Source organism: Verrucomicrobiia bacterium (assembly GCA_035577545.1).
GTDB lineage: Bacteria > Verrucomicrobiota > Verrucomicrobiia > Palsa-1439 > Palsa-1439 > Palsa-1439.
Window position 1 is genome coordinate 169042 of record DATLVI010000004.1, and the last position, 23052, is coordinate 192093.

At 58.9% G+C, this 23052-nt stretch carries 22 protein-coding genes; 21 read left to right on the top strand and 1 reads right to left on the bottom strand.

Translation table 11 applies throughout. The features are described from left to right. Positions 1–34 precede the first annotated feature (34 nt). The 12 genes from murA to VNL17_00935 all read left to right on the top strand — a co-directional run bounded on the left by murA (position 35) and on the right by VNL17_00935 (position 9673). Complete coding sequence (gene murA, locus VNL17_00880; protein HXI82624.1) at positions 35–1300, top strand: UDP-N-acetylglucosamine 1-carboxyvinyltransferase; 1266 nt, start codon at positions 35–37, stop codon at positions 1298–1300. Beyond that, positions 1297–1449 (top strand): hypothetical protein, encoded by a 153-nt coding sequence (locus VNL17_00885; protein ID HXI82625.1) that lies wholly within the window; start codon positions 1297–1299, stop codon positions 1447–1449. The genes murA and VNL17_00885 overlap by 4 nt, the downstream gene beginning before the upstream one ends. A gap of 118 nt (positions 1450–1567) precedes the next feature. Then, the gene (gene ffh / locus VNL17_00890; GenBank protein ID HXI82626.1) at positions 1568–2902 is read left to right on the top strand and encodes a signal recognition particle protein; all 1335 of its coding nucleotides are present in this window, start codon (positions 1568–1570) and stop codon (positions 2900–2902) included. A 6-nt stretch (positions 2903–2908) separates the two neighbouring features. Further along, positions 2909–3172, top strand: coding sequence for a 30S ribosomal protein S16 (gene rpsP / locus VNL17_00895; protein ID HXI82627.1), 264 nt, complete (start codon positions 2909–2911; stop codon positions 3170–3172). A 70-nt stretch (positions 3173–3242) separates the two neighbouring features. Then, positions 3243–3524 carry a KH domain-containing protein gene (locus VNL17_00900; GenBank protein ID HXI82628.1) on the top strand — a complete coding sequence of 94 codons (282 nt, stop codon included), beginning with the start codon at positions 3243–3245 and terminating at the stop codon, positions 3522–3524. Positions 3525–3550: 26 nt separating this feature from the next. Then, a complete protein-coding gene (gene trmD / locus VNL17_00905) occupies positions 3551–4225 on the top strand; it encodes a tRNA (guanosine(37)-N1)-methyltransferase TrmD (protein HXI82629.1) in 675 nt (224 codons plus the stop codon). Between the two features lie 42 nt (positions 4226–4267). Beyond that, positions 4268–4609 carry a 50S ribosomal protein L19 gene (rplS, locus tag VNL17_00910; GenBank protein ID HXI82630.1) on the top strand — a complete coding sequence of 114 codons (342 nt, stop codon included), beginning with the start codon at positions 4268–4270 and terminating at the stop codon, positions 4607–4609. Positions 4610–4624: 15 nt separating this feature from the next. Further along, positions 4625–5254: a ribonuclease HII gene (locus VNL17_00915; GenBank protein ID HXI82631.1), complete on the top strand. Its 630-nt coding sequence runs from the start codon at positions 4625–4627 to the stop codon at positions 5252–5254. A gap of 2 nt (positions 5255–5256) precedes the next feature. Then, complete coding sequence (locus VNL17_00920) at positions 5257–5676, top strand: YraN family protein (protein HXI82632.1); 420 nt, start codon at positions 5257–5259, stop codon at positions 5674–5676. A gap of 148 nt (positions 5677–5824) precedes the next feature. After that, positions 5825–7291 (top strand): alpha/beta hydrolase family protein, encoded by a 1467-nt coding sequence (locus VNL17_00925; GenBank protein ID HXI82633.1) that lies wholly within the window; start codon positions 5825–5827, stop codon positions 7289–7291. A gap of 4 nt (positions 7292–7295) precedes the next feature. Beyond that, the gene (locus VNL17_00930) at positions 7296–8675 is read left to right on the top strand and encodes a glycoside hydrolase family 28 protein (protein HXI82634.1); all 1380 of its coding nucleotides are present in this window, start codon (positions 7296–7298) and stop codon (positions 8673–8675) included. Next, a complete protein-coding gene (locus VNL17_00935) occupies positions 8672–9673 on the top strand; it encodes an alpha/beta hydrolase (GenBank protein HXI82635.1) in 1002 nt (333 codons plus the stop codon). The genes VNL17_00930 and VNL17_00935 overlap by 4 nt, the downstream gene beginning before the upstream one ends. A gap of 62 nt (positions 9674–9735) precedes the next feature. On the opposite strand, the gene VNL17_00940 is transcribed toward VNL17_00935, so the two are convergent. Then, on the bottom strand, positions 9736–11829 hold the full coding sequence (locus tag VNL17_00940; protein HXI82636.1) for a tetratricopeptide repeat protein: 2094 nt from the start codon (positions 11827–11829) through the stop codon (positions 9736–9738). 125 nt (positions 11830–11954) lie between these two features. Here VNL17_00940 and VNL17_00945 point away from each other — a divergent pair, with 125 nt between their 5' ends. The 9 genes from VNL17_00945 (at position 11955) to VNL17_00985 (ending at position 23051) form a co-directional block, all read left to right on the top strand. Then, a complete protein-coding gene (locus VNL17_00945; protein HXI82637.1) occupies positions 11955–13475 on the top strand; it encodes a YifB family Mg chelatase-like AAA ATPase in 1521 nt (506 codons plus the stop codon). Between the two features lie 137 nt (positions 13476–13612). Beyond that, a complete protein-coding gene (locus tag VNL17_00950; GenBank protein HXI82638.1) occupies positions 13613–15574 on the top strand; it encodes a PAS domain S-box protein in 1962 nt (653 codons plus the stop codon). Continuing rightward, positions 15571–16227, top strand: coding sequence for a response regulator transcription factor (locus VNL17_00955; GenBank protein HXI82639.1), 657 nt, complete (start codon positions 15571–15573; stop codon positions 16225–16227). Before VNL17_00950 ends, VNL17_00955 begins: the two co-directional genes overlap by 4 nt. Positions 16228–16356: 129 nt before the next feature. Then, positions 16357–17037, top strand: a complete 681-nt coding sequence (locus VNL17_00960; GenBank protein ID HXI82640.1) for a response regulator transcription factor — start codon at positions 16357–16359, stop codon at positions 17035–17037. 181 nt (positions 17038–17218) lie between these two features. Continuing rightward, positions 17219–19219, top strand: coding sequence for a TonB-dependent receptor (locus VNL17_00965; protein HXI82641.1), 2001 nt, complete (start codon positions 17219–17221; stop codon positions 19217–19219). A 53-nt stretch (positions 19220–19272) separates the two neighbouring features. Next, complete coding sequence (locus VNL17_00970; protein ID HXI82642.1) at positions 19273–19809, top strand: YfiR family protein; 537 nt, start codon at positions 19273–19275, stop codon at positions 19807–19809. A 1-nt stretch (position 19810) separates the two neighbouring features. Further along, on the top strand, positions 19811–22195 hold the full coding sequence (locus tag VNL17_00975) for a PAS domain S-box protein (protein HXI82643.1): 2385 nt from the start codon (positions 19811–19813) through the stop codon (positions 22193–22195). 12 nt (positions 22196–22207) lie between these two features. Beyond that, positions 22208–22615 (top strand): hypothetical protein, encoded by a 408-nt coding sequence (locus tag VNL17_00980; GenBank protein ID HXI82644.1) that lies wholly within the window; start codon positions 22208–22210, stop codon positions 22613–22615. Between the two features lie 10 nt (positions 22616–22625). Then, positions 22626–23051 (top strand): response regulator, encoded by a 426-nt coding sequence (locus VNL17_00985; GenBank protein HXI82645.1) that lies wholly within the window; start codon positions 22626–22628, stop codon positions 23049–23051. The last annotated feature ends 1 nt before the right edge of the window (position 23052 follow it).

Genomic DNA, 23052 nt, shown 5'->3' on the forward strand with positions numbered 1-23052 from the left:
AGTAGAACAAATAGCTCACACCAAGGAGGTGGCTATGGAAAAGATTATTATTAGTGGGGGAAATCCGCTTCGCGGAACCGTTCAAATCAGCGGCTCCAAAAACGCCGCCTTGCCAATTATCGCCGCCACACTGCTCACGAGCGAACCGTGCATCATTCGTGGAGTGCCGAATCTCAGCGACATCCAGTTCATGTGCGACATCCTGCGCTGGCTGAGCGTGAAGGTTACGCACGACAAAACCGAAGGGGTTGTCGAAGTGCGCGCAGGTCATCCACTGGGAGTAGCGCCGTACGAGCTTGTCCGCAAGATGCGCGCGTCGGTCTGTCTACTCGGGCCGTTGCTCGCCCGACTGCATAACTGCAAAGTTTCACTCCCCGGCGGCTGCGTCATTGGCGATCGCCCCATTGACCAACACATCAAGGGACTCAAGCGCCTTGGCGCGGACGTGGTGGTCGAGAACGGCTACGTCCACGCGCGCTGCAACGAATTGACCGGTAACGACGTGTTCATGGGCGGGCGCTTCGGGTCAACTGTTCTGGGGACGGCCAATGTCCTGATGGCGGCCACGCTGGCCACGGGCACGACGTGGATTGAAGGCGCAGCCTGTGAACCCGAAATTGAAGACCTGATCAATTTTCTCACCAAGATGGGCGCCAAGATCAAGGGCGTTGGTGGTCACATGCTCGAGGTTGAAGGCGTCACGGAACTCCACGGCGCGGAGCACACGGTCATTCCCGACCGCATCGAGGCCGGTACGTTCATGGCCGCGGCGGCGATTACGGGCGGTGACATCGAAATTAAGGGCGCACGCGCCGAACATCTCAGCGCCGTGCGCGATAAACTTGAAGAGTGCGGTGTCACCGTTGAGCGTAACAACGGCACGATTCGGGTCCGCAGCAACGGGGATCTCAAGGCGGTGGACGTCATCACGATGCCGTACCCCGGCTTTCCGACGGACATGCAGGCGCAAATGAGCGCCATGATGACGGTCACGCCGGGCATCAGCGTGATCACGGAGAAAGTGTTCCCGAACCGGTTTATGCACATCAGCGAGATGGCGCGACTGGGCGCCGATGTTTCGCTGGAAGGCAGCAGCGCCATCGTCAAAGGCGTTAAGAAGCTCAGCGGCGCGCCGGTGATGGCCAGCGATCTGCGCGCCAGCGCGGGCCTCGTGCTGGCGGGATTGGCGGCCGATGGTGAAACGGAAGTGAATCGCATTTATCACGTTGACCGCGGCTACGAACGCATCGACCAAAAGCTTCGCCTTCTCGGGGCGAAGATCGAGCGCGTGGCGGAATGAAAAAATTGTTCCTGTTGGCGGCACTGGCCGCTCTCGCGTATGGGGCGTGGAAATACCTGGAGAAGGTGCAGGATACCGCCGCGAAACATCAGGATACCCTTAAGTCCCCCAGCGAGAAGGCACTGAAAGAGATGGACAAAGAAAAATAGCGCGATTGGTTGTTGGTTGGGAATGAGAGGGCGGGCTTCGGCCCGCCCTTTCGCTTTGCGGCAAATTTCCTTGCGCAATCGCGGGGAAGGCTGATATTGCCAGCGGGCGAGAATTGCCATGTTCGATTCACTTTCAGATAAACTGCAGGGCATTTTCAAGAACCTGCGCGGCTTCGGCAAGCTGACCGAAAAAAACGTTGCGGACGCGCTGCGTGAGGTGCGGCTGGCCTTGCTCGAAGCCGACGTCAATTACAAGGTGGTGAAGGATTTCATTGAGCGCACGAAACAACGCGCGCTAGGGCAGGAGGTTCTCACCAGCATCACGCCGGGACAGCAGATCATCAAGATCGTGCATGATGAGCTGGTTGCGTTGATGGGCGGCGAGCCGCAAGGGACGGCGGCTGCTACACCGAGCGGGAACTGGATGATGGTGGGGTTGCACGGGTGCGGCAAGACGACCACATGCGGGAAACTGGCGAGGTTGTTGGCGAAGCAAGGACGCAAGCCGCTGCTGGTTGCGTGCGATGTGCATCGTCCCGCAGCGATTGACCAACTGGAAACTCTCGGCAAGCAAGTGAACATCCCGGTATTCTCCCTGCGCGGCGAGACCGACGTGGTGAAAATCGCCAAACAGGCAACCGCTTTCGCGCAGCTGCAAAGCCGCGACCTTGTGATTTTTGACACGGCAGGTCGTTTGCATATCGACGAGCAGCTTGTGCAGGAACTAGTGCGGATGCGTGAGGCGCTGAGTCCGCAGGAGATTCTGCTGGTGGCCGACGCCGCGACGGGGCAGGAAGCCGTGAACATCGTCGAACATTTCGACAAGGCCCTCAACATTACGGGGATTGTGCTAACGAAACTCGACGGCGATGCGCGCGGTGGCGCGGCGCTTTCGATGCAGGCGGTCACGGGCAAGCCGATACGGTTTGCGGGTGTTGGCGAAAAACTCGAGGATCTGGAGCCATTCCATGCTGAGCGGATGGCTGGGCGAATCCTCGGAATGGGTGATGTGGTCAGTCTTGTCGAGAAGGCGCAGGATGCCTTCGATGCCAGGAAAGCAGAGGAATTGCAGGAAAAAATCGCCGATCGGAGCCTGAATTTGGAGGACTTTCTGTCGCAACTGCAACAGCTTAAGAAGCTTGGACCATTGGAGAATCTACTTGGCATGCTGCCGGGAATGGGTAAAATGCCTGACCTCAGCGGTGGTGAGTCGCAACTCAAGCGCGTCGAGGCGGTGATTCAGTCGATGACACCCACAGAGCGACGCCGTCCCGAGATTTTGAATGCGGGCCGACGCACGCGCATCGCGACGGGAAGCGGTACCAGTGTCGCTGAGGTGAATGACGTATTGAAGCAATTCAATGCCATGAAGAAAATGATGCAGGAAATGGGTAAAATGCAAAAGGCGATGACCCGCAAGGGCGGATTGCCGAAAATGCGATTGGGGAGGTGACAACAAGTGCCGGTAAGAATCAGACTACGACGAGTGGGAACGAAGAACGTGCCGTGCTACCGTATAGTGGTGGCCGATGGGCGCAGCCCGCGTGATGGGCGGTTCATTGAGAACGTGGGGACGTACGATCCCCGCAAGGCAGGCGAAAATTTCAAGGTGGACCTGGAGCGGGTGAAGCATTGGATGCAGAGAGGCGCACAACCCAGCAATACGGTGCGGAGCTTCTTGAAGAAAGCGGAGAAAGCTGCAGCAGCGCCGAAAGCGGCCTGACGAGATGGATGACGGTAACGTCGCGGCAACGCGGTGTTAGCGGGCGGGTGGCGCACGACGGGAGCGCGACATGAAAGCGTTTATCGAATACGTAGCGAAGGCCTTGGTCGATCATCCCGACGAAGTCGACGTGCGCGAAATCGACAGCGAACGCGCTGTGATCTTTGAACTGCGGTTGAACCAGACCGATATCGGCAAGGTCATCGGCAAAAGCGGACGCACGATTACCGCGATCCGCACCTTGCTGACCAGCGCCGCCGCCAAGCAGGGCAAGCGGGCCATGCTCGAAATCATCGAACCCGAAGGCCGTCGGACCGAAGGCGCGCCGCCACCGCCAGACGCGGCGCAGTAACCGCGCGCTTTGGGTTGCGGAGGCGTATGGAAATTGACGTACTGACGTTGTTCCCACGTATCTTCGAGGGGCCGCTCGACGAAAGCATTCTCAAGCGCGCCCAGAAGAGCGGATTGGTTGGCGTGCGCGTGCATAATTTGCGGGATTTCACCCATGACAAGCACCGCGTCGTGGATGACAAGCCGTATGGCGGTGGGCCGGGCATGCTGATGAAGCCCGAGCCGATCTTTGAAGCTGTGGAGACGATTCGCCGGGATGAATCCTGTGTGGTCCTGATGACACCGCAGGGCGCACCACTGACGCAGGCGCGGGCGCAGGAGTTTTCGCGCAAGCCGCACTTGGTCATCATTTGTGGCCACTACGAAGGTGTGGATGAACGGGTGCGCGAGGCGCTCGTTGATGAAGAGGTCAGTATCGGCGATTACGTGCTGACCAATGGCGCGCTGGCAGCGGCGGTGTTTGTGGACGCGGTGGTGCGACTCTTGCCGGGGGTACTCGGCGACAAACAGAGCGCGGGTGACGATTCGTTCTCCAGCGGGCTGCTCGAAGGGCCGCAGTACACGCGGCCACCGGAGTTCCGCGGGATGCAGGTGCCGGAAGTGTTGCTGAGCGGCAACCATGAGGCCGTCGCCAAGTGGCTTGCGGAGTCAGCGCGGCAGCGGACCAAAGAGCGGCGACCGGATTTACTGAAAGAAGATTAAGATTTCAATTTGAGACGCGTTACGCGATAAAGGAGTCGGAACATGAATGTCATTGAGAAGATTCAATCGGAGCAGTTGCGCAAGGACCTAGTCCCCTTCAAGGTGGGCGACACCATCAAGGTGTACTCGCGCATCAAGGAAGCGGACCGCGAGCGGGTGCAGGCGTTTTCAGGCATCGTGATCAACATGCAGGGCCGCGGTATCGCCGAGACATTCACCGTGCGCCGCATCAGCTACGGCGAAGGCGTGGAGCGCGTGTTCCCGTTGCATTCGCCCTTTATCCAAAAGATCGAAGTCGAGCGCGCCGGCAAGGTGCGTCGCGCCAAGCTCTACTATCTGCGCGACCGCATCGGCAAGACGGCCACGAAGGTCGCCGACGCGTAACCCGCGACGCGTGCCATGCTCCGGTACGAAAAGAAAGTTTTCAAAGCCGGAGCGCAAATCATCGCGGGGATCGACGAGGCCGGCCGCGGACCGTTGGCGGGACCCGTCGTGGCGGCCGCGGCAATCCTGCCCCCGAAGTTCAAGCACAAGACGCTCACCGATTCGAAGCAGCTTTCGGAGAAACAGCGCGAGGAAATCTACGCTGAGCTGACAGCCAATCCCGAATTTCTCTGGGCGGTTGGCACGTCGGATGTCGATGTCATCGACCATTACAACATCCTTCGCGCAACCTGGCGCGCCATGCAGCTCGCCCTGGATAACTTGTACGTTCATCCAGACCACGTTCTGGTTGACGGCCTGCGCGTACCGCTCATGGGTGTGGAACAAACAGCGATTGTCAAAGGTGATGCCAAGAGTTTTTCCATCGCCGCCGCCAGCGTTATCGCCAAGGTCACGCGTGACCGCTTGATGCTGAAGATTCACGAACAGTATCCCCAATATAACTTCGCCCAACACAAAGGTTACGGAACGCCCGAACATCTTGCCGCGCTCGGTCAATACGGCCCGTCGCCCGTGCACCGGCGCTCTTTCGCCCCTGTGCGCAATGCCCTGGAGCCAGTGCAAGTAGAGTTCGCTGCACTCTGACCATGTTCCTCGGCTGGCTAAAAAGACCGAGTAATCTCACGCCACGCCAGATTCTCGGCGCGCGCGGCGAAAAGGCCGCGGCGAAATACCTCCGCCGGCACGGGTACAAGATCCTTTTAAAAAATTTTCGCAGTGGTAAAGCCGAGGTCGATATTGTCGCCCGCCACAAGGACTGGCTGGTGTTCGTCGAAGTCAAAACCCGCGAGACCGAACAATTCGGCGCGCCGAGTGAGGCGGTTGACCGCGACAAACAACGCAACCTCAGCAAGGGCGCGCTCGATTACCTGCGCATGCTCGGCAACCCTCGGATTCACTTTCGCTTCGACATCGTGGAAGTTATCATCGCCGATGGCTCGAAGAGGCCCGACGACATCCGCCTCATCCAAAACGCATTCGACCTGAGCGAACCGTTTATCTACTGACAGTTTTTAGGAGGCCCCCCCTTGAGATAGAGCGGGATGGCTGGCCAAGGGGTGACCCGGTAGCGGAGCACCGGCGGTCAATCGCAGTTTCTGCGAGCACGTAAAACCCGTTCGACTTGCGCGCACATTTCGGTTAGAAGGAATGACCATGCTTGCGAAGGTTCGTTCCGCCGCGCTTCTTGGATTGGTTTTCCTCGCGACAGTTGGCCTTTGGCCAGACGAGACCAAAGCCCAGTCCACCAACTCGAGCGGCGGACCAGACGCGCGCGAAATTCCCCTGCCTCCGATCAAGACCAGGCTGAGCCCGATGCCCGGCGTGAACGATTTACCGGTTCGCATCGGTTTACCTGATGCCCTGACGATGAACGACGGGCACAAGGTCACGACGGTCAAACAGTGGAAAAAGCGTCGCGAGGAGATCAAGCGCATCCTCGAGTATTACGCCATCGGCCAGATACCGCCTCCGCCGGGAAACGTGAAGGGGCACGAGATCAAATCGCAGTTGGTACTGGATGGGAGGGTGAAGTATCGGCTGGTGCATCTGACCTTCGGTCCGAAAGAGAAGCTGGGTCTCGATATTGGCATCTTCACACCCACTGACAGCAAAGGGCCTTTCCCGGCGGTGATCATGCCAGGCGGAACGCCACCCGGCGCCACGCCACTGTCGACCCTGGCGCACCCGCCGGGGCAAGGGCGCGGTGTTGATGCTTTGTTGCCGGTCGTTCCCGCGACGGAATCCACGAACGAGACAACGACTTCTTCCAATTCCACCAATCAACCCGCCGGTCGCCGAGTTCCGCGGTTGGACAACACCGACCCCGAGGCCGTGGCCGGTCGCAACCGCGAATTGTTCCGTCGCGGATATGCCTACGTCCTGTTTAACAATAATGATTGCGCTGAGGACACCACGTTGCGCAACGCGGATGGCGGTTGGGCCTTCCGCACGACGCGATTCTATCCCGCCTATCCCGGTTATGATTGGGGAGTGCTCGCGGGATGGGCGTGGGGTGTGTCGCGTATCGTGGATTATCTGGAAACTGACCCGTTGGTGGATAAGACCAGGCTCATCGTCTCGGGAGTATCGCGAACCGGGAAGTCGGCCATGGTTGCCGCGGCTTTTGATGATCGCCTGGTGATGGCGGCGCCGTGCGTGACCGGCGGTGGCGGCATTGGCGCGTACCGTTTCAGCGGCGCCGGGCGCGGAGGCAAAGAGGGCCTGGCCGACATGATGAAGAAATATCCGAATTGGTTTTCGCCACACCTGCACGAGTTCTGGGGCCACACGGATCAATTGCCGTTTGACGAGCATTGGTTTCTCGCACTCGTTGCGCCGCGGCCTTTCATCGCCCTGGAAGGCTTGACCGACCAGGTGTCCCTCGAGAACGCAGTTAAACAATCATGGCTGGGCGGTCAGCCCGCTTACGCGCTGTTTGGCGCCACGGACCATCTTGGCGTGAACTACGCGGACCACGGGCACGCGTTCACCCCGGAGGATATGAAGGCGCTGCTGGACTTTGCCGACAAACAGCTACGAGGCATGAAAGTTGAGAGACGCTTCGATCAATTCCCGTCAGATACGGCTCCCAAGACAACAGAACAACCCGAGGCAAAATGAGCCAATGAAGAATCCCATGGTCCGCAAATCGTTTTGTGTGGTTGCCCTGTTTTCATTTGCCGTCCTGTCCGGCTGTGTGTCCGGATCCACTTCGCCCAAAACGACGTTCAATGTTCGCGAGTCGGGAGCGGTGGGCGATGGGAAGGCCAAGGACACGGCCGCGATTCAGTCGGCACTGGATCGCTGCGCTGCCGCGGGCGGAGGCACCGTCGTTGTGCCAGCTGGCGACTACCTGACCGGCAGCCTTGACCTTAAATCCCACACGACGCTCCGCCTTGAAAAGGGCGCGACGCTGATTGGCAGCCCCGATCTCGATGATTACCCGATTGTGAAAGGGCGCTGGGAAGGGCGTTGGATTGACGTGCACCGCGCGCTGGTTTCCGCGCACAAGGCGAACCACATCGCCGTCGTTGGCCCGGGCACAATCGCCGGTGACCTGACGATCGGCAATCGCCAAATGCCACGGCGCCCGTGTGTCATCGAGTTAATCGAATGTCAGGATGTCCGCCTCGAGGGCTTTACCGCGAAGCAGAAGCGCATGTGGACGATTCATCCGACCTATTGCGAAAATGTCGTGGTGAAAAACGTCACTATTCGCAGCATCGGCGGCAACAGCGATGGGGTGGATGTTGATTCCTGCAAACACGTCGCCATCGAAGGCTGCGACATCGAGTCCGGCGACGACTGCATCGCGATCAAATCTGGTCGCGGCATGGAAGGGGTCCGCGAAGGGCGTCCGACGGAGGATGTACTCATTCGGGATTGCGTGTTCTCCGACAATATCTTTGCGTGCATCGGCATTGGGAGTGAAACCTCCGGTGGGATACGCGGAGTGCGGGTGGAGCACTGCACTTTCAAGCAGGCCAAGACCTATGCGGTCTATATCAAGAGCCGCCCTGGCCGCGGCGCTTTCATCGAGGATATTTCCGGGAACAATCTGGACGTGCAGACCGGGACAAACGGCTTCCTCCGCATCAACCTCCTCAACAGCGGACTACAGGATTCCGAGCCAGTTCTCGGCGACGAGGGTATTCCCACTGCGAAGAATTACCGGTTCGCCAACGTCCGGGTGAATTGCGGAACACTGGTGAACGCGACGGCGATTTCCCCGGTGAAGCCGCTCAATGGGCTTTCGCTCGTCAATATCACCGGCACCTGCACAAAGGGCATTACGCTCGCCAATATCACGGGCGCCGAACTACATGGCGTTCAGGTTACGGGTTTCCACGGTCCGTTGCTTGGAACCAACAACGTCAGCGGCAGGGGACTGGAAGGCGCGGTTGGTATTCCACCCACCACCGCGGGTCCGCCAGTCGTACCGGCGACGGGGTCAAACATCGTTGGGAGAACCAGTGGCAATGCACCGACTCGTGAAGCCCCATGAATAAACGCTTTGCGCGCACGTTGCTCTCTGTTTCGATTGCCTCGGTTACTATTCAAGCTCAGGCCGCAGGGGACGCACCGGCGACCACGAATGCTCCATTCGCGCTGGCCCCGCTGACACCCAAGCAGATTAATGCTGCGTCTCCGTTTTTTACGGTGGACGGAAGAGATCCCGTAATCCTCACCAATCCTCCGGCGAGGCTGGAAGATTTGCAAATCCTCCGACTTTGGCCGGCTCAGGCGCCCCTTCAGCAAGGCGATGATCCTGCCATCGATATTCCCACGTTGACGGTTTTTCTTCCCCCCACGGGCAGAGCCAGCGGCGCGGCAATGATTGTCATGCCCGGTGGCGCGTACGCGCGTCTTTCCCCGCGCGAGGGCCTCCCGGCGGCGCAATGGCTCGCGTCCAACGGCATCACCACGTTCATCCTAAAGTCCCGGCTTGGGAAGAAGTATCATCACCCGGCCGAAATGGACGATGCGCAGCGCGCCATCCGTTATGTCCGTGCGAATGCCCCCGCGTGGGGGCTTGATTCCCACCGTGTTGGCATCATTGGTTTTTCTGCTGGTGGGCATCTGGCCAGCACTGCGGCCACGCACTTTGACGCCGGCGATCCCACGTCGGACGACCTCATTGAGAGGGTAAGTTCCCGTCCTGATCTCCACATCCTCCTCTATCCCGTGGTGACATTTGAAGGCACATCGAACGTCCATACAAACTCCCGCATCTGGTTGCTCGGAGACAATCCCAGTCCAGAACTTCTGGAGTTACTTAGTAACGAAAAGCAGGTGACCAAGGATACGCCGCCAGCGTTTATCGTTCATTCCACCACCGACACCGTTGTCCCGGTTGCCAATTCTGATCAATACGTTGCCGCTCTCGTCCGAAACAACGTTCCATTTGTTTATATCCGAGAACCCATAGGCAAACACGGTTTCGGTATCACCGACGACTGGTCCGGCCAGGCCATGGCCTGGCTTCGCGCACGGAAATTCTGAAAAACCAAGCCGGGAGCACAATTTGCTTTTTCAGGCCGGTCGTGATCGAGCTTTGATGATTCTCATGGCTTCCGGTCGTTGCCGGTATCGGGAGTCCGGGCGAGCAGGCGCGTTAATTCGTCGTGCACGCGCAGATCATCGGGGACTGCGGCGGTGCCCTGACGGAGCACGGCGATGGCTTCGGCAAATCGATCCTGCTCGACCAGCACCCTGCCAAGCGCAAGGTACACCTCGGCGACGTTTGGTCGATAACTGATGGACTTTCGGAAATGTTTGATGGCGCCGTCCGGATCACCGTCCTCCTGCAACGCGGTTGCGATGCGGTAATGGGTCTCGCCGAGACGTTCGGCGGACGATGCGGCAAGGGCACGTTCTTCCTGAGCCTCCGCCAACCTGTCCTGCATCGCAAGGACCTCGGCCAGGTTCTTGTGGGGCTCCGGGTCGTCCGGGTTGAATCGCGCGGCTTCCCGGAACTCAGTGGCTGCTTCGTCGAGTCGGTGTTGCTGGAACAAGACAACGCCAAGATTTTCGTGCGCGGCAAAATCAGTCGGGTGAACCCGCAGAGCCTCGCGGAATTGGGCTTCGGCTTCGGTGGGTTGCCCAATATCCAGGAATATCCTGCCCAGATTGTTGTGAGCGTCGACGTAATCCGGATCGAGTTCCAAGGCGTGACGAAAATGCGCCACGGCCTTGCCGGCCTGTCCCAGTTGCTGCAGAGCGAATCCGAGTCCATTCTCTGCTTTGGCGAAGGAGGGCGTAACCTGCAGGGCGAACCACATCTGTGACACGGCGTTTGTGTACTGGCCCAGTTCTGTCAGTACCAGGCCGAGATTATAGTGCGCCTCGGACGAGCGCGGGTCCACTTGCAATGCCCGGTCGAAACACTCAATGGCGCGGCGATACTGAAGCTGGCCGTACAGAACCAGCCCCAGATTGTTTTGCGCGATAACGGCCCGGGGATTTCTGGTAACAGAATCCCGCCACAGTGCTTCTTCGTACGCAAAGATCGACAGATGTTGCCGGCTAACAAAGCCACAAGAAATCAACGCTGCACTGGCGATGGCGAGTTGCAGAGGCCGCGACTGCAAGACGCCGGCGATTGCCGCTACCGCGAGGGCGATAATGCCAATGCTGGCCAGGTATTGAAAATGGTCCGCCACAAAACTGTATCGATAGAAATACTGGTCGAAGACCCCCAGCACGGGCGACAGCGCGATAACAAAATAGCCGAGGGCGAAAATAGCGGCGCGACCCGCCGTGGTGCGCTGGAACCGCCAGAGGATAATGCCCGCCGCTACGACGCCAGCCAGCGGCAACCACTCGGTTAACGCGCGCGGGCCATGCGACCATCGCGGATAGATGAACATAAGGTTCGCCGGACACAAGGTTTTGGTCGCATAAAACCAGAGATCCTTGCCCGCTACGATCAATCGCTCCGGCAACTGCAGCGACCAATCGCGCGCCGCACCTTCCGAGGCCTTTTCCCTCACCTGCGCCCAAACCGCGACGAACGAGGCTGACAGCGACAGCGCAAAGAACGGCAGGGTTCGCACGACATCAACCCGCCCGACGCGTCCGCGCTGCCACCACGCGCATAGCAAGAGTACGGCAGGGAGCATGACCGTTGAGGATTTGCTCAGCAGTGCTGCGGTAAAGCAAAGCAATGCACTGACATACCAATTCGGCTTGAGTTCGCGCTCATAGTGAAGGAAACACAGCAAGGAGGCGAAGAACCAGGCTCCGGAGAGCGTGTTCTTCAATTCAGTGGCCCACGCCACCGACTCAACGTTGACAGGATGAATGGCCCAAAGGGCGGCGACAAGCCATGCCCCGCGAACGTTCAGCCGCCGCAGGAGGAACAGCAACAATATGGCGTTCACTGCATGCAGCGCCAGGGTGACCAGGTGGTACGGCAACGGATTCGCTCCTCCCGATTGGTAGATGAGCCAAAACGCCGTGAACGTCAGCGGGTAGTAAATGGCCAGGACGAACGACGTCCAGATTGGTTTCAGCCCATCCGGCGCGGTGACCGCAGGATTTTCGAGGAAGTGTTTGTTGTCGTCCCAAACGAACCCCGCGTGACGAACGGGCCAGTACATAACAAAGGTGAGAGCCAACAACGCCACCGCGAGTCCCACCTTCCGAGCGGAAAACATGTTTCACAGGTTAGCAACCGCGCGCGGTTAGGGGAAGCCCTTGATTGGGGGATTCACCTGCGCGCACAACGCCGCCCAACAATCCCATTCGACTTGTGGCGGCGTTTCGGATAGAAGAAACGGCGATGCTGGCCAAAGTTCATTCTGCAGCCGTTCTGGGGATCGACGCTTATCCGATTGAAATCGAAGTCAACTCTGGTTGGGGACAGCCGGCGGTCATCATCGTGGGTTTGCCGGATGCGGCGGTGAAGGAGTCGCGCGACCGCGTGAAGACCGCCATCGAGAACAGCGGGTTCAAGTACGTCATGGGTCGGACGACCATTAATCTGGCTCCAGCCGACGTAAAAAAAGAGGGTCCAAGTTTTGATTTGCCGATTGCGGTGGGGATTCTCGCGGTGAGCGAGCAGATTGTGGCGGAGAACCTCGACGACTATGCCATCGTGGGTGAACTTGCGCTCAGCGGTGAAGTTCGCAGTATCAATGGCGTGCTGCCGATTGCGATTTGCGCTCGCGATCAGAAGAAGCGCGGGCTGATTGTTCCTGCCGATAACGCGGCCGAAGCGGCGGTGGTCCAGGGACTCGACGTGTATCCCGCCAAAAACCTGCGCGAGGTCGCGGAGTTTTTAGCCGGCAAACGGGAAGTGCAACCGCTTCGTGAAGATCCCGCGAAGATTTTCCAGGAACAGCGCAGTTACGACGTCGATTTCGTCGATGTCAAAGGCCAGGAACACGTGAAACGCGCGCTGGAAGTCGCGGCGGCGGGCGGCCATAACATTTTGATGATCGGTCCGCCGGGCAGCGGGAAGACGTTGCTGGCGAAACGCGTCCCGACGGTGTTGCCGAATTCGAATCTCGAGGAGGCGCTGGAGACGACGAAGATCCACAGCATTCTCGGTTTGTTGCCCAAGGGACAGGCGCTGGTCGCCACGCGTCCGTTTCGCTCGCCGCATCACACGACGAGCAACGCGGGTCTGCTTGGCGGAACGGCGAACCTCACGCCCGGCGAGATCAGCCTTGCGCACAACGGCGTGCTGTTTCTCGACGAATTGCCGGAGTTCCACCGCGACGTGCTGGAAGCGTTGCGCGAACCGCTCGAAGAAGGCCGTGTCGTGATTTCGCGCGCCAGCGGCACGATGACCTTTCCCGCGAACGTCATGCTGGTCGCGGCGATGAATCCGTGTCCGTGCGGGTTCTATGGCGACCCGAAGCGTGAGTGTCGTTGTTCGCCGAACATGATCACGAAATATCGCAACAAGATTTCCGGGCCGTTGCTCGACCGCATTGATATCCACGTCGAGGTTCCGTCGGTGAAATACAAGGAGATGGCGGGCGAGGGGACGGGCGAATCGTCGGAGAAAATCCGTCCGCGCGTCGAGTCGGCGCGAGATCTACAGCGCGGACGTTTTAAGAAAACAAACTCACGAATGTCACCGAAAGAGATCAAGGAATTCTGTAAGCTCGACGATGAGAGCCAGCAATTACTGAAGATGGCGATGACGGAGTTGAATTTGAGCGCCCGCGCTTACGACCGCATCTTGAAAGTATCCCGCACCATCGCCGATCTCGAAAGCAGCCCGCAAATCCAGTCGGCGCACATTTCCGAAGCCATCCAGTATCGGACGTTGGATCGGCAGTTGTGGGTGTAGTTGAGTAGAGGTATAATCTTAAAGAGGAGTCGCAGGCTGAAAAAACCGAAAGGAGCTCGAGAAGTTTGCCGATACAAAAGCTGGCCGACGCGACCATTCCACTCGCCGAAGATCGGACGACGGAGAGATTAGATCGCATGATGGAAAACAACCAGGATCGCGACATCGAACTGCAGCGACGCGCTCAACTGCTTGACCTCGCGCGGGAGGGCATGTTCGTCCGTGACATGGCCGGGGGCATTACCTTCTGGAACCGGGGGGCCGAGCAGATGTACGGCTGGACGAAACAGGAGGTCGTTGGGCACCATTCCTATGAGTTGTTGCGCACGAAGTTTCCCAAGCCGCTGTCTGAAATCGAAGCGGACCTGCTCCGCCTCGGCTACTGGAACGGTGAACTCATCCATACGCGGCGTGACGGCAATGAGTTGATCGTGGAGAGCCGCTGGGCCTTGCAACGGGACGATCGCGGAGAACCCGTCGAAATCCTGGAGATCAACAATGACATCACCGAGCGCCGGCGAACTGAGGACGCCTTGCGCCTGCAGGACGCGGTGGTCCGGAACATGGCGGAAGGCGTCTGCCTCACGCGAGCCAGCGACGCGACCATTATTTACGCCAACCCGACCTTTGAGAAACTATTCGGCTACGATCCAGGCGGGTTGAACGGCAAACCTGTATCGGTCGTCAATCATTCCCGGACTGACAAATCGCCCGAACAGGTCACGCAAGAGATCATTGAGGAACTGAACCGGCAGCACACCGGCACGTATGAGATCCGGAATATCCGGGCGGATGGCACCGCTTTTTGGTCTCGCGCCCACATCTCCACCTTTGATCACCCCGACCACGGGAAGATATGGGTTTCGGTGAACGAGGACATCAGCGAGCGCAAGGCGGCGGAAGCCAAACTACAGGATGAAACGGCAGTCGTGCAGCTGTTGCGAGAGGTTGCCACGGCAGCGAATGAAGCATCCAACCTGGAAGGGGCGTTGCAGGCGTGCCTGGACCAGGTTTGCGCATATACCGGCTGGCCAGTGGGCCACGCGTACATCGTGGATCATGGTCCAAATCGGGAGTTGATCTCCACCAAGACCTGGCACCTTCACACGCCCGGTCGCTTTGAGACCTTCCGCAAGGCGACCGAGGCGATGAGCTACGGCCCGGGCGTCGGCCTGCCGGGCCAGATTCTGGCCAGCGGCGAGCCCTTTTGGAGCGGCGATATAACCGCCGATCCGACTTTTCGGCGCGGGGCGGCAGCCAAAGAACTCGGCCTGCGGGCAGCGGTGGGTTTCCCCGTGCTGGCAGGCGATGAGGTCGCCGTGGTGCTGGAATTCTTTTCCCTGGATGACGCCCGGCCGAAGGATCTGTTGTTGGAGACGATGGTGTTGGTCGGAGCCCAGCTCGGCCGCGTGATTGAGCGACTGCGAACCGAGGAAGCGCTGCGGCAATTCTCCGCGCGCGTTCTCAAGGCGCAGGACGAAGAGCGGCGGCGCATTGCCCGCGAGTTACACGATTCGACCGGACAGAATCTCGCCGCCTTGTCGATGATGCTGGCAAAACCCCTCGAAGGAGATTCCGCCCTTGATCCCGGAGTCCGTCGGTTGCTCGGTGAATGTCGGAACCTGGCGGAGGTGTGTTCGCATGATGTCCGTACTCTGTCGTATTTGTTGCACCCACCTTTGATGGATGAACGGGGTCTGCCCTCGGCTCTGCGCTGGTTTGCGGAGGGCTTCACGAAACGTAGCGGCGTCCAGGTCCACCTGGAGCTGTCCTCCGATTTGCCACGGCTCCCCCAGGAGATCGAGATGGCGATGTTTCGGATCGTGCAGGAGAGCCTGACCAACACACATCGTCATTCCGGAAGTTCCACGGCCACGATCCGGCTCGGCGTGGATCGGAACCAGGTGCGGCTGGAGGTGCGCGACAACGGAAAGGGGCTGCCCAGGCCACAGGTCGGCGGCCGTGTGATTGCACTGGGCGTCGGCATTACCGGCATGCGGGAACGAGTAAAAGAATTGAACGGACAGATGAACATCGAAAGCAGCTCCGGCGGCACGGCAGTTCACGTGACCCTGCCGTTCGAGGGAACGGCGCCATGACCAAGCTGCGCGTGCTGGTTGCCGACGATCATGAAGTGGTTCGTGCGGGGGTGAGGTCGCTGCTGGAGGACCAACCGGACTGCGATGTCTGTGGTGAAGCGGTCACCGGCCGCGAGGCGGTGACCCTCGCGCAGCAACTCCGGCCGGACATTGTCGTCCTGGACATTACGATGCCCGAGCTCAACGGTCTGGAGGCGGCCCGCCAAATCCTGAAGTCTGTTCCAAACGTGCAGGTGTTGATCCTCAGTGTGCACGAATCCGAAGAACTCATTCGAGAGATTGTCGAAATCGGCGCCCACGGGTACATTTTGAAATCCGATGCCGGCCGCGAGTTGGCAGCGGCCATACGCGCGCTGGGGCAGCGCGAGTCGTACTTCACTTCCAAGGTCGCCCAAATTGCGTTGCGCGCCTACCTGAACAAACAGAACGGTGTTCACACCCCATCATCGCCTGACGGCACGCTGACTCCCCGCGAACGCGAAGTGCTACAATTGCTCGCCGAAGGCAAGAGCAACAAGGAAGTGGCGTCCACTTTGGGGATCAGTGTCATGACTGCGGAGACGCACCGGGCCAACATCATGCACAAGCTGGGCGCACATTCGGTCGCCGAGTTGGTGCACTACGCTGTCCGTCACAAGATGATCACACCGTGATTTCATTGGCTAGGACTTCGTCCTAGAGGCATACCCCATTCAGGGTATTGCGGAATCGAGCGCGCCGTTCCTATATTAGCAAATGAGAATTGGTTGCGCGGATCGTTACGGCCGACAAGGAGACAGGCTATGAAAGTTTCCGCGGAAAACACGCAAGAAGTCAGCGCACAACTACTGCGCATTCTTCTGGTCGACGATCACGATCTTGTGCGCCAAGGGCTGCGATCCATGTTGGATACGCAGCCGGGTTGGACAATTTGTGGGGAAGCAGCTACCGGCCTTGAGGCCATTGAACTATCGCAACAACTCCGACCCGATGTCGCCGTGGTAGACATCCACATGCCTGGCATGGATGGTCTGCAAGCAACCCGCGAAATCCTGGCGATCAATCCTCAAATCGAGGTTCTCATTCTCACGCTTGATGAAACGGAGGAAATAGTGAGGGGCGCCACGGCTGCGGGCGCACGGGGAATCGTGATGAAATCCGATGCGGCGCACGAGTTGGTCACCGCCGTTGCCACCCTCGCGCGACACGAACCCTTCTACGCCACGAAAGCTTCGAAGATCATCGTCCAAAGCATGGCACATCCCCTTGGCGCTTCGGTCGATCGTGCCGGGTTGAGCAAACGCGAGCGCGACGTGGTCATACTGGTGGCCGAAGGCCACAGTAACAAGGAAATCGGCGCCGCACTCAGCATCAGTGCCAAGACCGTTGAAAGCCACCGCCGGAACGTCATGCACAAGCTCGGACTCAAATCCACCGCCGAACTGGTGCGCTACGCGGTGCGCGACGGCCTCATTCAGCCGTAGCACAAGCCGGAGACTGGCCCCGTAATCGGTTCTCAGTGGCCGGAATTGTCCCTGTCGGGCCGGTTGTGTACTAAGGGAATACCCTTAGGTATTGCGGTGGGCTTCTCCTCAGTTTTACTGAATTTGCCGCGTTCCTTACCAGACGGCTTACTGACTGCTCGAATCCACTCGTGGTCGCATTATGAAGTGGACTCTCAACAAGCAGGTGAGCTGTGGGCACGAGTCGATGTTGAAACGACTCCCTTGCCTTTCTCGGCAACTTACAGGTCATTACCGCCTTCGGGCTTCTCTTCTACCCATCGCAACGCTGGCCATCACATTGCAGGCGCAACGCAGCCCGGCGCAGACGAACGAGCCGGTGCAGTCCGCGAGCGAACTCAAGAGGATGAGCCTGCAAGAGCTGTTCGATATAGAGGTCACTTCCGTTTCAAAAAAACCCGAAAAGCTCTCCGAAACCGCGGCGGCAATCCATGTGGTCACCGACGAAGATATTCGCCTATCGGGCGCGCTCAGTATTCCCGAGGCGCTACGCGACATTCCAGGCGTCGAAGTAGCCCGTGTCGATTCGAGTCAGTACGCCATCACCGCGCGTGGTTTCAATGGCACGACCGCTAACAAGCTTCTCGTACTAATGGATGGGCGAAGTTTGTACACCCCGCTGTTCTCTGGTGTTTTTTGGGATGTGCAAGACACGTTCATGGAGGACATCGCGCGAATCGAAGTGATTCGCGGCCCGGGAGCGACGGTTTGGGGCGCGAACGCCGTCAACGGCGTCATCAACATCATCAGCAAAAGCGCGGAGGAAACTCAGGGGACTTTGGTCACAGGCGGTGGGGGCAACGAGGAGCAAGAATTTGGCGGGGTACGCTATGGTGGTCAACTGGGCTCCAACGTATTTTTCCGCGTATACGGGAAGTATTTCAATCGCGATGATTCCGTGCTCCCCAACGGGGAGGATGCGGGGGACCGGTTCCAGATGGGACAAGGCGGATTTCGCGTCGATTGGAAGCCTTCGACCGACAACCTCTTCACGCTGCAGGGGGATGCCTACGATGGCTCGGTCGGCCAAACCAACGCCGACGAAGTTGCGTTGACCGGCGGCAATGTTATCGGACGCTGGACACATACATTTTCGGACGATTCGGACCTGCAAATTCAAACCTACTACGACCGCACAGATCGGGACATTCCGCCGATCTTTGCCGAGACACTCCACACATTTGACGTCGATGCGCGCCATCGGTTTCCCCTCGGCCAACGGCAGGACATCGTCTGGGGCGTGGGTTACCGTCTCACGGACGATCACGTAGACAACAGCCCTTCGCTCGCGTTCCTACCGCCGGACCTGACTCACCATCTGTTTACGGGTTTCGTTCAGGATGAGATTAAGATTGTGGAAGATCGGCTTCACTTCACCTTGGGGTCAAAGGTGGAGCACAACGACTACACAGGGTTCGAATATGAGCCGAGCGGACGGATCGCATGGACGCCGTCCGAGGAACACACTATCTGGGCGGCTGCCTCGAGAGCTGTGCGCACGCCGTCGAGAATCGACCGCGATTTCTTCGTCCCCGGGACTCCACCGTTCCTGCTTGCCGGCGGCCCAGGCTTTGAGTCGGAAAGGCTCTATGCCTTTGAGTTGGGGTACAAAACCGAACCGATCACCAATCTCACCGCTTCCGTGGCGACGTTCTACAACATTTATGATGACTTGCGCAGTCTGGAGAGCGGCCCGCCATTCGTGATCGCGAACGGGCTCGAAGGCGAGAGTTATGGCGTGGAGTTGGAGGTGACGCGCCAAATACTGAGTGGGTGGCGGCTGAATGCGGGGTACACGTTTTTTGATCTGCAACTGCACACCAAACCCGGAAGCACAGACACTACACAGGAAGGTCAGGAAGGTGATTCGCCCCGTCAGCAAGCTTTCATCAAGTCCAGCATGGATCTACCCCATCGTGTGGAGTTTGACTGTGTCCTCCGCTACGTGGATGAGCTCCCTCACCAGCAGGTGCCCCAGTATGTGGCGCTTGACGTGCATCTCGGCTGGCGGGCCACGAAAAACCTGGAGCTTTCGATCGTAGGTCAGAATCTTCTCGACCCGCAACACCCGGAATTTGGGATGCCGGCGACGAGAACGGAAGTTCAACGCAGTGTGTATGGGAAGATCACATGCCGCTTCTAGAAAAAAACAGGCTTCCAAAAGCGATCCCCGCGTGTCGGGCGTTTTGTTGCGCCTTGCTGGCGGCCACGGCGCTGAGGTTGGATGCCGCAGAGGCGACAGGCAAGATTGTTCGGGAATACGATCTGAAGGCCGCTTTCCTCTTCAATTTTACGCATTTTGTGGAATGGCCACCAGAGGCATTCACCGACAACGACGCGCCAATCGTCATCGGGATATTGGGTGATGACCCGTTTGGTCCGGTTCTGGACAGAATCATCGAGGGTGAAACCATCCGGAACCGCAAATTGGTCATTAAACGCTCCCGGCGGATCCAGGACTTAAAAGCCTGCCATGTGCTCTTTATCAGCAAATCGGAAAAAGGCCGTATCGGCCAGATACTAACCAGTCTGGACGGCACCAGCGTATTTACGATCGGCGAAGTCGAAGGGTTTGCGCGCCGTGGTGGCATTACCAACCTCTTTCTGCAAGGGAACAAAGTGCGGTTTGAAATCAACGTGGAAGCAGCGAAACGCAAGGGGCTCAAGGTCAACGCGCAATTGCTGGCCCTGGGAACAGTGGTTGGTCCCCAGACGGCCAAAGAGATTAATTAAGATGAACTGGCTTCAAGACATGCCCATACGATGGAAGGTCACCACGGTCATCATGTTGACCAGCACGGCCGCATTATTGCTGGCGTGCGGGGCGTTCATCCATTACGAGTTGGTCGCCTCCCGCCAGGCAATGGTGAGAGACCTGGAGGTCCTTGCTGATGTCATCGGCCAGAACAGCACGGTCGCCCTGAAGTTTGATGACCAGAGTGCGGCCGAGAATATCCTTCTGGCGCTGCAGGCAAAACCGCATCTGGTTGCGGCTTGCCTGTTCGCGAAGGAGGGCCGGCGCTTCGCCGCGTACGGCATTCGGGGAACGCGGCCGGAGCTGCCATCTCAACCGGGAAAAGAAGGCTATCAGTTCACCCGCGATCGCCTCGCGTTGTTCCGTCCGATCCGCCTCGACGGGAAAGCCATCGGCACGATCTATTTACAGTCCGATTTGGAAGCGATCGACGATCGTCTCAGGTCGTTCGCCAGAATTGCCGCCCTGGTCGTATTGGGGGCGATGGGGATAACTGCGGGCATCTCGTTCTGGATGCAACAACTCGTTTCGCAACCGATCCTGCGCCTGGCGAACACGGCGCAAGTCATCCGCGAGAACAAGGACTATTCGGTCCGCGCGGAAAAGCAGGGCCGCAACGAAATCGGCCTGCTGACCGATTCCTTCAACCAGATGCTTACCCAAATCCAGACGCAGGACAACGCATTGCACCTGGCGCAGAAGGGGTTGGAGCAACGCGTTCGCGAGCGCACGGCCGAATTGACCACTGCCAACTCCGCGTTGCAGGTTGAGATCAAGGAACGCTTGCGCACCGGGGAAGCCCTCCGCGAAAGCGAAGACCGATTTCGGTCACTGCTGGACGGCATCCCGGACTATGCGATTTTTCGCCTGGATTGCGATGGACGTGTGGCGAGTTGGAACGCCGGCGCGCAACGAATCAAGGGCTACACAGCCGACGAGATCATCGGCCAGCCTTTCTCTCGCTTCTACAGCGCCGAAGACATCCAGTTGGAAAAACCTACGCAAGCCTTGAAGACCGCGATGATTCAGGGGCGATGCGAGGATGAGGGCTGGCGGGTGCGGAAGGATGGGTCCCAGTTTTGGGCAAATGGGGTAATTACGGTGCTGCGGGACGCCGCCGGCAAGGCAGTGGGCTTTTCCAAGGTGACGCGCGATATCACCGAGCGCAAGCGCATCGAGCAAATGCACCTGCACTTCCGCGCTCTCTTTGAGTCCTTGCCCGGTCTCTACGTCGTGCTCACACCGGACCTCACGATCGTGGCGGTGAGCGATGCCTACCTGATGGCCACCATGACCAAACGCGAGGCGATTCTCGATCACGGTATTTTCGAGATTTTTCCGGATAATCCTGACGATCCGGCGGCCGACGGCGTTGCGAATTTACGGGCATCACTCCAGCGCGTGCTTCAAAACGGCGTCGCCGATACGATGGCCATTCAAAAATACGACGTCCGCCGTCCCGACGGCGTCTTCGAGGAGCGGTTCTGGAGCCCCGTCAATTCGCCCGTCTTCGGCGCGGATCGGCGGATTGAATACATCATCCACCGCGTGGAAGACGTGACCGAGTTTGTCAAACAAACGTCGCGAGGGGGCGGCGGTGACGAAAGCGCCCTGCGCGCGCGGATGGAGCAGATGGAAGCCGAGGTTTTCCAGAGTTCGCAGCAAGTGAAGGTCGCCAATGAACAGTTACAAGCGGCCAACCGCGAACTGGAGGCGTTCTGCTATTCCGTCTCACACGATTTGCGCGCTCCGCTGCGCGGCCTGGATGGTTTCAGCCAGGCATTGCTGGAAGATTATGGCGACAAGCTGGGTGGTGATGGCAAAAAACTATTGCAGCGCATTCGCGCCGGTAGCCAGCGCATGGGGCAACTGATTGACGATCTGTTGAACCTGTCGCGCGTGTCACGGAGCGAACTGCACCGCGAGCCCGTCGATCTGGGCAGAATCGCCGGCGATGTTGCCGCCGAGCTGCGCGGACTCGATCCGCGCCGACACGTCGCATTGCGAATTGGCGAAGACCTGAAGGCAAAGGGTGACCCGCAGCTTTTACGCGTGGTACTCGAAAATCTTCTCGGCAACGCCTGGAAATACACGGCCAAAAAACCCAGGGCGACGATCGAGTTCGGCGTCGACCAGGACAACGGCAATTCCTCGTTCTTTGTGCGCGACAACGGGGTGGGGTTTGACATGCAGTACGCTGACAAGCTTTTCACGCCGTTTCAACGGTTGCACGCCATGAACGAGTTCCCCGGCACCGGGGTCGGGCTGGCTACCGTGCAGCGCATCATCAGCCGTCACGGTGGCCGCGTGTGGGTGGAGGCCGCGGTCAACAAAGGGGCAACAATCCATTTTACGCTGTCATAAAGAGGTGAAAACATGAACACATACGAACAGTTCCTGTCGTCGTTAACCAGGGAATTCAAACAGCAGGCCCCGCCGCGGTTCCGCTCGCTCTGGGCGGACCTGGTAGAATTGGAAGAGGCGACAGACGAGCGATCCTTCTCGGCAACGCAGAATCAGGCGTTGCGTCGGATCCATGCCCTTGGGTGCGCTGCCCGAGCCGCCCTGGCGCATCCGGTACCGTCCCTCAGCCGGTCTCTCGAGTTGAGACTGCGAACCCTGACGCGCGAGCACGCCGCAACCCACTCCGAGTCGATCGAGGCTCTGCACCGGACGATGAACCAACTCGGTGAGGCGCTCTACTCGATTGAGAATGGACCACACGTCCCCGAAAACACCAACCAACCGACCGAAACGCTACTGGTCGGGTCCTGCGTCGACTGAAGGGAGCCCCATGAACAACAAGGCGATTCTGCTTGTGGAAGATAATCCCGATGACGAGGCGCTGACATTACGCGCCCTCAAGAAGAACAATATCTCCAATGAAGTCGTCGTCGCCCATGACGGCAGCGAGGCGCTTGAGTTCCTGCACGGCAACGGCAACGATCTGCCCGCGATTGTCCTGCTTGACCTGAAATTGCCCAAGGTGAACGGCATGGAAGTTTTGCGTCGCGTGCGTGCCGACCAGCGTACGCGTTTGTTGCCGGTGGTCATCCTGACGACTTCCAAGGAAGAACTGGATCTCACCAACGGGTACAATCTCGGCGCGAACAGCTACATCCGCAAACCGGTGGACTTCGCGCAGTTTACCGAGGCGGTGCGGCAACTCGGGCTGTACTGGCTGGTGTTAAACGAATCGCCGCCCCCACCACGGAGCTGAT